Raw genomic sequence first — 12007 nt, 5'->3', positions numbered from 1 at the left:
CACGTGCCAATGTTTCGTTAAGGTTTGAGTTGAATCGAAGCGATCCAACCTGCACGCATTCGGAATACTATCCTATTCTGGTGAAATCCGGCGGGCGGCGCTCCGCAAACGCCGTAAACGCCTCGCGCGCTTCGGCGGTGCGCAGGCGCTGCGCAAACTGCTCGCCTTCGGCCTGCATCTGCGCGACCAGCGCCTCGCCGTTGCGCATCAGCCGCTTGGTCGCGATGAGGGCCCCGGCCGGCTGGCGGGCGAGACGCTGCGCCAGCGCAAGCGCTTCGGCATCGAGCCTATCGAGCGGCACCACACGGTTGGCGAGTCCCCATTCCAGCGCCGACCTGGCCGGCACGGTTTCGCCAAGCGCGAACATCTCGTAGGCGCGGGCATAGCCGATGCGCGCCGGCATCAACAGGCTGGAGGCGGCTTCAGGCACCAGCGCGAGGCTGACGAACGGCGTCGACAATTGCGCGTTGTCGGCGAGCACGACGAGGTCGCAATGCAGCAGCATCGTGGTGCCGACGCCGACGGCACGGCCCTGCACGGCCGCGACCAGCGGCCGGGTGCAACGCGCCAGCGACTGGATAAAGCGCACCACGTTGCGGCTGCCTTCGGACTTGCCGGCCGCGACCGCCGCAAACTCGCCGACGTCGTTGCCGGCGGTGAACATGTCGCCCTCGCCGCGGATCAGAATCACGCGGGCGGACGGGTCGAACTCGGCGGATTCGATCGCGTCGGCGAGCTTGCCGTACATCGCATCCGTCAGCGCGTTCTTCTTGTCGGGACGTGCCAGCGTGAGGGTGAGGATTCCGCCGCTATTCTCGATCCGGACGTGCTCGGTCATTAGTCTGCTCCGTGTTATTCGTCTGAACGTCTTGCAAACTTGTCCTGAATGCTCGTCAGCCAGCGTGCGACGATGTCGATTTCCGCGGCCGTGAAACCTTCCGTCAGCGCCGCATTGACCTCCGCCGCGCTAGTCTTGGCCTGCGCCAGCGCGGTGCGCCCCTTCGGCGTCAGCCAGATGCGAAAGGCGCGGCCGTCCTCGCGATCGGCCCGCCGCTCGACCAGCTTCGCAGCCACCGTCCGGTCGACGAGACCCGAAATGCCGGCCGGTCCCATGTCGAGCGCCGCCCCAGCCTCGCCCATCAGCGCGCCATCCTGCTTGCCGAGAATGAACAGCAACCCCGCCTGCGCCGGCGTCACCGCGCTCTCGGGCCGCGCCGCCATCCAGCGCTGCAGCCGGCGCTGGGCGACACTCAGCAAGTAGATCAGCCGATGGTGCTGCGCGCCGGCGCCGTTATTTCGCATGCGAAATAGATAGTGAAACGCAGGCGCGTTGTCAAACGGGCCCTCTTGGTTACGGCGCGCAGGTGAAGCTCGCCGCTTCCGTCACCGGGCCGCTCTTGTAGTGCGGCCAGGCCGGCCAGCGGCACAGCGGCAGCGCGCGCGTCGCGGCAAACGACGGCGCCTCGACCTTCTGCTCCCTGACCTCTAAGTCGCCGGGCGCTTTGCCATTCTCGACCCAGTCGACCAGAACGCTCAGCATATCGACATTGGCGGGCGCGCCGGAGCCGACATGGTCGACGCCGGGCGCGGTGTAGAGGCGCGCGAACTCCGCGGTCTCGGCCTTGCCCATCTTGCGCTCGACGCTCTCGAAGTAGCGGATGCCGGCATAGGGGCTTTGGGCGTAGTCGGCCATGTGCTCGAGCACGATCAGCCGGCCGCCCCGCGCCCGGAACCGACTGAGATCGGGATCGGTGGAATCCATCAGGCTGGACACTTCGAGCAGCCGCGCCTTGTGCTCTTCCACCTTGTAGGTGGTGACGTCGAGCTTCGGATCGCGCGCGAAGACATATTGGATGCCGCCGGCGCCGTAGATCCAGGCGATGCCGTTGTTCGGCGCGGGCGGCTGCGCCGGCGGCGCGGTGCCGAGCCACCAGGAGACCCAGCCGCCGGTCGGCCCGACCGCGGGGATGTCCTCGCCGGAGACGCCCCAGCCCGGATAATCGTCGAGGCCATTGGCGAGCGCGAAGGGGAATTTATAGGTGGAGTGCAGCGTGTTCACCGCCTTGATCTGTGCATCGGTGAGACACTGGTCACCGCTCTTGCCGGCCGCGCAGCGCAGCGTCTCGACCTTGAAGGCGGCCTTGCAGCCGACGGGATCCTGCACCAGCGCATCGTCGGAGCCGTCGGGCTTGTCGCAAGCCGCGCGCACGGCCTCGCCTACGAGCTTGACCTGCGCCGGGTTGATCCAGCCCTCGCCCATGGTGACGAGACCCGAGCGCGTACCGGCATGCTGCAGTCCGACCCAGTTGATCACGGGCACGCGGGCGAAGATTCCGTCGAAATCATCGGGATAGCGCTGCGCCATGGCGAGGCCTTCGCGGCCGCCCTCTGACGAGCCCATGAAGTACAGCTTCTCCGGCTTCCTGCCGTAGGCACGCTGCATCAGCCCGACCGCAGCGTCGCGCACCTTCTTGTAGGCGCGATGGGCGAAATTCTCGAACGCTTCGTCGTTGAGCGCAAAGACCTGCGGCGGCTCGCCCTGCTTGGTCTCGTGGCCGGAGTCGGTGCCGTAGGTGACGAAGCCGCGCGCCAGCGGCGAGGGCTTGTCGAAGGGGTAGGCCGGCGGCAGCGCAAGGCCCGTGATCAGCACACCATTGAAGCCGCCACCGCCATATTGCAGCGAGCGACCGTTCCATTCGACGGGAAGGTTGACCTGGAATTTGATCGGGGGCGCCGTGGGATCGGTGGGATCGATATGGCCGAGCACCTTGCAGAAGCGCGGATTGGCCGGCGTGATGCGTGCCGATGGCGTCGGCCCACGCTCGGCGACGGCCAATTGGGATGGCGCCTGCAAGGTCGCGGAATCGATCTTGACGGCGTCAGCGCCGCCGACGAGGCCTTTGCAGACGGTCTCGGCGTCTTCGGCCAGCGTTGCCGCTGAGGCACCACTCGCGCTCATTGCGGCCCCAGTGCCCACCAGCCATGCACACAGCTTCGCTCTGTTGCGCTTCATCGTTTCCACCCGGCTTGTCCTGTTGCGTTCGGCACTTGGCCGCATTCAATGCAACCTTCGCCCGTCCGTCAATCGCTGACGCCGGCTTTCCGTCAGAACGAGCCCAGCGCAGTGCCCAGGGCGATCACCGCCAGCAGCGCCAGGAGCGAGGTCACGATACCGACCATGACGATATCGAAATAGCTGTCGCGATGGGTCAGGCCGCAGATCGCGAGCAGGCTGACCACCGCACCGTTATGCGGCAGGATGTCCAGCGTTCCCGCGCCGATCACCGCCACGCGATGCATCAGCGCAAGGTCGATGCCGTGGCGCGCGGCAAGTTCGACATAGGTCGGGCCGAGAGCATCGAGGGCGATGGTCAGGCCGCCCGATGCCGACCCGGTCAGCGCGGCCAGGATGTTGGTCGCGACGGCGAGCGAGACCAGCGGTCCCCCTTCGATCGCCAGCACCCAGTCGCGCACGATCGTGAACGCCGGCAGCGAGGCCACGACGGCGCCGAAGCCGACGAGGCTGGCGACGCTGAACGCAGGCAGGACCGACGCATTGGCCCCGGCGTCCATGGTCCGGCGCAGCACCGGCAGGCGCGCCCAGTTCAGCGCGATGGTCGTGACGATGGCGGCAGCCAGCGCCACCGCGACCGACCACACGCCTGCGACCGCCGCAAGCGTCGTGTCGCCAAAGCGCGGCTCGGCGAGATAGCTGACATCGAGCCGCGGCAGCACCACCAGCGACATCACCAGGTTGACGGTCACGACAACGACGAGCGGCGCCATGGCGTTCAGCACGGGCGACGGCCGCTCGCTGCGATGACCGTGCTGTAGCTCCGCCGGATCGAACTCGCGGGCAGTCGTCGCGCGCTCGCGCACGAGCTCGTCAGCAGCGGCCTGCTCGATCGCGCCCTCGGCGTCGTCGCCATAGCCTTCACCGGCGCGGCGCGCCGCAGCTTCGGCGCGATGCAGCCACCACAATCCCGCGCCGAGCATGATGAGCGAGCCGACGATGCCGAGGCCCGGCGCGGCAAACGGCGTCGTGCCGAAGAACGGCATCGGAATCGCATTCTGGATCGACGGCGTGCCAGGTAGGGCCGACATGGTGAAGGTCGACGTTCCCAGCACGATCGCGGCCGGGATCAGACGACGCGGAATCGAAGCGGCACGAAACAGCGAGCGGGCCATTGGAACGATGACGAAGAACGCAACGAACAGGCTGACACCACCATAGGTGACCAGCGCGCCGGCGAGCACGACCGCCAGGATCACGCGGCGTTCGCCGAGGCGCTCCGCCATGAAGCCGGCGACCGACGTCACCGCGCCACTGTCGTCCATCAACTTGCCGAAGACGGCACCAAGCAGAAAGATCGGAAAGAACTGCGCCAGAAATCCCGCCGCGTTCACCATGAACACCTGGGTCAGGTTCGCGAGCAGCGGCTCACCGCCGAACAACGCAGCAATGAGTGCGGCGAACGGCGCGAGCAGCAGGACGCTCCAACCGCGGAAGGCGAATAGGACGAGCAGACCGAGTCCGACGAGGAGGCCGAGGAGACCCATGCCTCAGCACTCCGACAGCAGGACATCGAGATCGGCGGTCGAGCGGCGGCCGATCTCCGCGCCGTGCTCGGCGAGGAAGTTGTCCGCGGCCATGCGTCCCTCGGCGCGCAGCATCGAGACGAACTCCCACTCCGCGTTGAGCTTCGAGGAGGCCCCGAACTTCGCCAGCATGTCGCTCTTGATCCGGTGCGTGCGCATCTTCGCCCAGCGCGCGCCCTCGCCGCTGCCCGGATCGGCCGCCTGGCGCAGCAGCGCGATCATGCGCAGCTCCTTCATCAGCGGCGAGTTGAAGGAGATTTCGTTGAGACGGTTGAGGATCTCCGCAGCCGTCCGCGGTTGCTCCGGCCGCTCGGTCGGATTGATCTGGACGAGAATGGTGTCATGCGCGTCGCTTTCGCGGACCAGCGGCGTGATGGTCGGGTTGCCGGCATAGCCGCCGTCCCAATAGGGCTCGCCGTCGATCTCGATCGCGCGGAACATGGTTGGAAGACAGGCCGATGCCAGCAGCACGTCGGCCGTGATCTCCGCGTTGCGGAAGATACGTCCGCGCCCGGTGCGTACCCGGGTCGCGGTGATGAATAGCTGGATCGGCGAGCGCACGAGCCGTTCGAAATCGATGCTCTCGGCCAGCACCGCGCGCAGCGGATTGTAACCGGTAGGATTGAGGTCGTAGGGCGAGAGCACACGCGACATCAAATCGGTGAGGATGTAGAACGGCGACGTATCGAGGGTCCAGCGCCCCATCAAGCGGTCGAGCGGAGAGCGCTGTAGCGGGCTGAAGGCCGCGGCCTTCGAGATACGACGCCAGTATCGGTCAAGCGCCTCACGCGCCCCCTCGGCGCCGCCGGCCGTCCACCCGTCCGCCAGGACCGCCGCATTCATCGCGCCTGCGGAGGTTCCGGAGATCGCGGTGATCTCCAGCCATTTCTCTTCCAGAAGACGGTCGAGCACACCCCAGGAGAAGGCGCCATGCGAACCGCCGCCCTGCAGCGCGAGATCAATCAGTACGGCGTCCCGTTCCATGGCGGACACTCACGCAACTGAAGCTCAAATTCGACGCGATTGGAACACGTCGAATTCGACCGCAGTGTGGGAGCACCGGCCGCAAGATGCAACCGGAACGTGGGCGGTTTAGTGCTCAAATACCAGCCGCGCCCCGACCGTTCCCTCGAGGCCGCGGATCTGCCGCAGCAGCTCGCCGGAATCCTGACCGCCGAGATCGGCGTCGAGCACGACGTAGCCGAGGTCGCCGGCGGTCTCCAGATATTGCGCGGCGATGTTGATGTCGCGCTGGAGGAAGACCTCGTTCAGCCGCCGCAACATGCCGGGCACGTTGCGATGGACATGGCTGAAGCGTGCACCGGAGGGACGAAGATGCAGCTGCACCTCCGGGAAGTTGACCGCGCCCATGGTCGAGCCGGTAATGAAATAGTCGACCAGTTTTCGCGCGACTTCCCCACCGATGCGCTCCTGCGCCTCCTCAGTCGACCCACCGATATGGGGGGTGAGGATGACGTTCTCGATGCCCTGAATGGGACTATTGAAACGATCGGCATTCGACGAAGGCTCGACGGGAAAGACGTCGACGGCCGCACCGGCGAGATGACCGTCGCGCAAGGCACGCGCCAGCGCATCGAGATCGACCACGGTGCCGCGGCTGTTGTTGATCAGAAACGAGCCCGGCTTCATCGCCCGCAGCTCCCTCTCGCCGATCATGCCCGCAGTCTCCGGCGTCTCCGGCACGTGCAGGCTGACGACGTCGCTCTGCGCCAGCAGATCTTCCAGCTTCTCGACCGGCTCGGTGTTGCCGTGGCGAAGCTTGTCGGTGCGGTCGAAATAGATCACGCGCATGCCCATGGCTTCGGCCAACGTCGAAAGCTGCGAGCCGATATTGCCGTAGCCGACGATGCCGAGCGTGCGGCCGCGCACCTCGCGGCTGCCCGCCGCCGATTTGTCCCAGCCCCCGGCATGGGCCGACACCGAGCGCGGAAAGATCCGCCGCAGCAGCATCACGATCTCGCCGATGACGAGCTCGGCGACGCTGCGCGTGTTGGAGAACGGGGCGTTGAAGACGGGAATACCGCGCTTGCGCGCCGCCGAAAGATCGACCTGGTTGGTGCCGACGCTGAAGCAGCCGACCGCGAGAAGCTGGCCGGCCGCCCCCAGCACCTCATTGGTGATCTGCGTGCGCGAACGGATGCCGAGCAGCGACACGCCTTCGAGCGCGCGCCGCAGATCCGCGCCGTCCAGCGCCTTGGTCAGCCGCTCGACATTGGTGAAGCCCGCGCCCTTGAAAAGGTCGACAGCGCTATCATTGACGCCTTCGAGCAGCAGCGCCTTGGCGCTTCGCTCAGGGCTTTGGCCTGGGGCGGACATGGCATCTCCGTAGATGGCAGCTTTGCCTTCGCACATAGACCGCGGGCGGTGCGCAGCACAATAGGGAACGGATACGGGGAGAAGACGGCCGGAGCTGAGGATGCGCTTGGCATCCCAGAGCTCGGTCAAATCACATAGAACCCGTGCGTGCCGTCGCGGCGGAGCTGCTCGACGAGGCCGTATTCCCAATCGAGATAGGCCTGCATCGCGGATTCGGCCACATCGGTGCCTTCATAGGGCCGGCGATAGCGATGGGCCGGGTTGGGCTTCGGCAAGACCTGCGGTGGACCGATTTCCAGCGCGCAATCATAGCCGCCCTCGAGCACATAGACTTCCCAACCCATCTGCGCCAGCCAGGACGCCGTCATGTCGGCGCGGACGCATCTGTCATCGGTCAGGACGATGCGCGCGCCGCGCACGGGCGCGGCCATGTCGGTTTCCTGCACGAGCTGGCCGCCGGGATAATGGCGGAAGCCGGGGAGATGGCCGGCCGCATAGTCCTCGGCATCGCGCACGTCGAAGCGATACAGCGTGCGATCGGTCTCTGCGACCAGCGCAGCCATCTCGTTCGCTCCGATATGGCGAACACCGGCGCGATAGGCGACGTCGCGGGCATTGGCTGGACCGCCCTCGAACGGGCCGATCGCGCCGCGCCTGTCGGCGCCGTGATTGAGCCCGTGCCGCGCCAGGGTCCAGCCGATGGTGCCGTTGCGCAGCGCCCGCACCTTGTTGGGCACGCCGGCATTGATCAGCGATTGCGTGCCGATGATAGAGCGGGTGCGGCCGGCGCAGTTGACGATGATCGTCGTTTCAGGGTCGGGCGCGGCCTGCCCTGCCCGCAGCACCAGCTCCGCGCCGGGCACGCTGACCGAGCCCGGGATGTTCATGGTCGCATATTCGTCGAAGCGGCGGACGTCGAAGATGGCGATGTTGGCCTTCTCCGCGATCAGCTTTGCCACCTCGTCGGCGCTGAGCGAAGGCGTGTGGCGACGCGACTCGACCAGCTCACCGAAGGCCTTGGAATACGAGTTGACGTCCTCGAACACCTCGAAGCCCGCATCGCGCCACGCCTTCAGCCCGCCGTCGAGTGCGCTGACATTGGTGTAGCCGAGTGAAGCCAGACGCTCGGCGCCGGTCGCAACCAGCCCCTCGCCGTCATCATAAAGCACGATCGCAACGTCCTTGCGCGGCAGCCGCACCTCGGCCTCAACTGCAAGCCGGTCGGCGGCCATGTTGGCGGCGAACAGCGGATGGCCGGTGGCAAAGGCGGCCTCGTATCTGAGATCGAGCAGCGCGATCTCTTCGCGCAGGAGCAGGGCGCGGCGGATATCGGCGGGGGTGACGGTCGGAAGCTTCATGGCGAAAACCTGACAAGGACGTGCCCACGGGCTTTTGAACGATTGTCGAGGTGTTGGCTAGCCTCTTCGGCTGCAACTCACTCGCCCGGAACGAGCCGCCCAAGCGGCGGCTGCGCCGGGCGCCGCAGCTTGCGGCGCGACAGATAGAGCAAAATGCCGGTGACCGAGAACAGCGGCATCAGGGCCGCGGCAATCATGAAGGCGAGCTTGCCGGGCCAGCCCAGGACCGCGCCGCGATGGATATCGAGCATGTTGGCGATGATCTTCTCGCCGAACGTCTTGTCGGCGTAACGTTCCGTGGAGGCGACCTGACCGGTGACGGCATCGATGCGGAATTCATCGCGCTTGGTGTCGAGCGTCGAATCCTTCCCCCACGACCGGATCCGTATCGCCGTGCCAGGCCCCGGCGGCAGCGTCAGCCAAGCCCTGGCGAAGCGGTCGCCCTCCTCACGCCGGAACGTCGTCCACGCCAGGTCGAACCCGATCGGCTGGGCCGGCTCGGAACGGGCCGCCGCACGCGGCGCCTTCGCGGACATTCTTGGCTGCATCTTCGCGGCAGAGACTTCTGGACGCGACAGCAGCCAGACGACGCCGTCCTTGTACCAGTCGAACGAATACCACAGGCCCGTGAGCGTCATCACAAGATAGACCGGAAGAACCCAGGTGCCGATGACCGCATGCAGCGAGCGATGCAGCCCGCGTCCGCCGAGACCGAGATTGGGCTTGAGCCACATCTTCACGCTGCGCGCGCGAGGTGGCCAGCGCAGCACGAGGCCCGAGACCAGCATGACGATCAGGCCGAGTGCGGCCACACCGGTGATCTGGCGGCCCCAGCCCTTGGCATCGCCAGGGATCAGCAGCCAGCGATGCAGCTTCCGAACCGTCGCGAAGAACGCCTCGCCGCGCGGCGCACCCAGCACGCGCGCATCATAGGGGTCGACATAGAGCGAATTCCGCCGCTCGCCCTGCTCGTCGCGCGCGAAGCGGACCCGCACGGCCGCAGTCGGATCGCTCGACAACATGACGGCCGAGACCTGACCGAAATTTTGCCCCGCCCCCAGCCGCGCGACCAGTTCGTCCGGCATCAGCGCCGGCATCTCGCGCGGCACGACGTGCATGATGCCGGCGTTGAGATGATCGACGATCTCGTCCTCGAAACTCATGATCGCGCCGGTCAGCGCGATCAAGGCTAGCAGCAGCGCGAGCACCAGGCCTGCGATGGAATGGACCTGGAGCAGGACAGTTTTGATCATGTGCCCGGGCCGCGTGGCCATGGCTAGAACTTCACCGTCGCCGAGAGAGACACCCGGCGCGCGTCGCCGATAGCGACGTTTAAATTATTCACGGCTGAGGGATAGTAGACCGTGTCGAACAGGTTCTTGACGTTCACCTGGTACACCACCGGAAACTGCTCGTGTTTCGTCTCGTAAGTCGCAAAGAGGTCTGCGACGACATAGGACGGCAGGAAGAAGCTGTTGATCGAATCGCCGGGACGATCGCCGACATAGCGCGCCCCGCCGCCGAGACGGAACTGGCCGGGCAATGCGGTGCCGAAGTCGTGGACCAGATAGAGCGAAGCGGTGTTCAAGGCGACGTTTTGCAGCTTCTTGCCGAGCAACGTCAGATCCTCGGAGGCCGTCACGCGGGCGTCGGTATAGCCATAGCTCCCAATCAACGCCCAATCGTCGGTGAGCCTGCCGGTGACGTCGATTTCGAGGCCGCGCGAATGAGCGCGGCCGACGGTGTGAAGCTCCACCACGCCCGCGCTGTTCGTCTTCGTCGTTTGCACATTCTTCTTGTCGAGGTCGTAGAATGCGACGGTTCCGGAGATGCGCTGGTTGATGTCGAACTTCACGCCGGTCTCGTACGACACACCCTCCTCGGGCGCGACCCTGGAGTCGATCACCACGCCGATCGGCGCAATCGTCGAATTCGGCTTCAGCGATTCGGTGTAGCTCGCATAAAGCGAGATCTGATCGGTCAGCTTGAAAATCGCGCCGCCAAGCGGGAGCACCTTGTCTTGCGACACGTTTGTGTTGGTGTAGAACGGCTTTCCGCGTCCGGCGATCTGATCGTAGTCCATATAGCGCACACCACCGACCAGTGCGAACCGCTCGGTCAGATGCAGCGTGTCCTGGAAGAACAGCGACCACTGGCCAAGCTTGTCGGTCTGGGCGCTGTCGGGGTTCGACACCCTGGTTCCAGGCCCGATCAGCCCATAGACAGGATCGTAGACGTTGAAGGCGGGAGTTGTCTGCCGGATCAAGACGTCGCGATAGATCGTGCGATACTGACCGTCGCCGCCGAATAGCACCTCGTTGCGCATGTCGCCGAGCCAGAAGCCGCCCGAGACATAGGATGTCCCATAGCTGACATTGCTCAGCGAGCTTCCCGTGCCGTCGTTGCTGCGCGTCTCGACGCCGGTCGTGAAATTGATGCCGGTGATGCGGAGCTGGTTGGCGCTGAAGGTTTCGGTGTTGTAGCTGTAGCCTGCGTAGAGCTTCCAATCCTGGTTGAAGCGGTGCTCGACCGAAGCCTGGATCAGATCGGACGTGCCCCAGGTGTTGTTGAAAGGCTCATCCAGCCGGCGCGTAGCGGGCACGGCCAGCGGCGCCTTCGTCACCGGATTGAACGCGGTGCCGCGGTCGAACGGATAGATGAACTCGCGGTGCTCGTAGTTCAGCTGCACCGTGGTGTCCTGGCCGTACCACGCGAGCGAGGGCGCAACCAGCATCTCGCGGTGACGACCGAAATTCCGCCAATAATCCTCGCTGACGCCGTAGCCAATGAAACGATAGGCGAGCCCCTGGTCGCCGATCGGACCGGTGACGTCGAGCAGGCCGTCGGCACCGGTCTTGGAGGCACTGAAGGCCGAGCCGAGCAGCGTGACCGAGCCATGCTGATAGAGCTCGGGCCGCTTGCTGATGGTGTTGACAATGCCGCCGGGATCCATGATGCCGTAGAGCAGCGAAGCCGGACCTTTCAGCACCTCGACGCTTTCGACCGCAGGATTGAGACTGCGGCCCTGCACCAGCGGCATGCCGTTGCGCATGATCGAGCCGTCGCGGTTGTCGCCGAAGCCACGGCGGATCACCGCGTCCTGGCTGCCGGCGAGCGTGTTGGTCTGGGTGACGCCGGAGACGTTGCTCAGCGCGTCGTCGATGTTGCGCGGGAGCTGGTCCTTCAGCACCTGCGCGGGCACGACGTTGACGGCCTGCGAGGTGTCGAGCGGCGAGGCGCCGCTGCGCAGCGTGGTCGCGCTCGGCATCGCGCGGTAGCCGAGCTTTGCGGCTTGCTGTGCGGCGGCTACGGCAGCGGCGCGCTCCGACAGCGTCGGCGCCGCGGGTGCGGGATTGCGGCTGGGCTGGCGGCGCGCCGCCGTTTGCGCGCGGCGTGACGACTGCTCCGATGCACGTGCCGGCTTCGGTCGTGGCGCCGGCGCCTCCACCGTCACCGGCGGCAGAGCCGATTGCGCCTGTGCGCTCGTCGTGATGGAGGGATATTCGATGAGCAGCACCGCTGCTCCCATGAGAAGACCTGCACGGCTCTTGCCGGCACGAGTTCGATGGCCGTTGTCACGTTGGCCATCCACGAAGGCACGCACTTTCATTCCACTTCAAGTCAGGAGCATTGAAGTGTGCGCCTGTAACAGCCGCCGCGATCAAGGAGAACCGTAGCCGGGCTTGAATCGCTCTAGTGTTGAATTGTTCTAA

The 12007-nt window shown here is 65.9% G+C and carries 9 protein-coding genes; all 9 read right to left on the bottom strand.

The window, feature by feature from the left end:
* Positions 1-67 precede the first annotated feature (67 nt).
* Positions 68-838, bottom strand: a complete 771-nt coding sequence (locus tag I6F24_RS15655; protein WP_036026870.1) for an enoyl-CoA hydratase — start codon at positions 836-838, stop codon at positions 68-70.
* Positions 839-852: 14 nt separating this feature from the next.
* Complete coding sequence (locus tag I6F24_RS15650; protein WP_225150913.1) at positions 853-1302, bottom strand: MarR family winged helix-turn-helix transcriptional regulator; 450 nt, start codon at positions 1300-1302, stop codon at positions 853-855.
* 49 nt (positions 1303-1351) lie between these two features.
* On the bottom strand, positions 1352-3013 hold the full coding sequence (locus I6F24_RS15645; RefSeq protein WP_225140556.1) for a tannase/feruloyl esterase family alpha/beta hydrolase: 1662 nt from the start codon (positions 3011-3013) through the stop codon (positions 1352-1354).
* A gap of 92 nt (positions 3014-3105) precedes the next feature.
* Positions 3106-4560: an SLC13 family permease gene (locus tag I6F24_RS15640; protein ID WP_225140557.1), complete on the bottom strand. Its 1455-nt coding sequence runs from the start codon at positions 4558-4560 to the stop codon at positions 3106-3108.
* 3 nt (positions 4561-4563) lie between these two features.
* A complete protein-coding gene (locus I6F24_RS15635) occupies positions 4564-5583 on the bottom strand; it encodes a patatin-like phospholipase family protein (protein ID WP_225140558.1) in 1020 nt (339 codons plus the stop codon).
* Positions 5584-5691: 108 nt separating this feature from the next.
* Positions 5692-6936: a phosphoglycerate dehydrogenase gene (serA, locus tag I6F24_RS15630; protein ID WP_225150911.1), complete on the bottom strand. Its 1245-nt coding sequence runs from the start codon at positions 6934-6936 to the stop codon at positions 5692-5694.
* Positions 6937-7061: 125 nt separating this feature from the next.
* On the bottom strand, positions 7062-8294 hold the full coding sequence (locus I6F24_RS15625; RefSeq protein ID WP_225150909.1) for a rhodanese-like domain-containing protein: 1233 nt from the start codon (positions 8292-8294) through the stop codon (positions 7062-7064).
* A 77-nt stretch (positions 8295-8371) separates the two neighbouring features.
* Positions 8372-9547, bottom strand: a complete 1176-nt coding sequence (locus I6F24_RS15620) for a PepSY-associated TM helix domain-containing protein (protein WP_225150906.1) — start codon at positions 9545-9547, stop codon at positions 8372-8374.
* Between the two features lie 23 nt (positions 9548-9570).
* Positions 9571-11904: a TonB-dependent siderophore receptor gene (locus I6F24_RS15615; protein WP_225150904.1), complete on the bottom strand. Its 2334-nt coding sequence runs from the start codon at positions 11902-11904 to the stop codon at positions 9571-9573.
* Between the last annotated feature and the right edge of the window lie 103 nt (positions 11905-12007).

The sequence above is a fragment of the Bradyrhizobium sp. BRP23 genome, from assembly GCF_020194135.1.
Classification (GTDB): Bacteria; Pseudomonadota; Alphaproteobacteria; order Rhizobiales; family Xanthobacteraceae; genus Bradyrhizobium; species Bradyrhizobium yuanmingense.
The sequence above is the reverse complement of the archived record's forward strand: the minus strand, read 5'-3'. Positions and strand labels throughout refer to the sequence as shown.

Bases quoted from the DNA above. Each gene is read 5' to 3' on its own strand.
- I6F24_RS15625 (WP_225150909.1), bottom strand. From the start codon at position 8,294: ATGAAGCTTCCGACCGTCACCCCCGCCGATATCCGCCGCGCCCTGCTC.
- I6F24_RS15650 (WP_225150913.1), bottom strand. From the start codon at position 1,302: ATGCGAAATAACGGCGCCGGCGCGCAGCACCATCGGCTGATCTACTTG.
- I6F24_RS15645 (WP_225140556.1), bottom strand. From the start codon at position 3,013: ATGAAGCGCAACAGAGCGAAGCTGTGTGCATGGCTGGTGGGCACTGGG.
- I6F24_RS15635 (WP_225140558.1), bottom strand. From the start codon at position 5,583: ATGGAACGGGACGCCGTACTGATTGATCTCGCGCTGCAGGGCGGCGGT.
- serA (WP_225150911.1), bottom strand. From the start codon at position 6,936: ATGTCCGCCCCAGGCCAAAGCCCTGAGCGAAGCGCCAAGGCGCTGCTG.
- I6F24_RS15640 (WP_225140557.1), bottom strand. From the start codon at position 4,560: ATGGGTCTCCTCGGCCTCCTCGTCGGACTCGGTCTGCTCGTCCTATTC.
- I6F24_RS15655 (WP_036026870.1), bottom strand. From the start codon at position 838: ATGACCGAGCACGTCCGGATCGAGAATAGCGGCGGAATCCTCACCCTC.
- I6F24_RS15620 (WP_225150906.1), bottom strand. From the start codon at position 9,547: ATGATCAAAACTGTCCTGCTCCAGGTCCATTCCATCGCAGGCCTGGTG.
- I6F24_RS15615 (WP_225150904.1), bottom strand. From the start codon at position 11,904: ATGAAAGTGCGTGCCTTCGTGGATGGCCAACGTGACAACGGCCATCGA.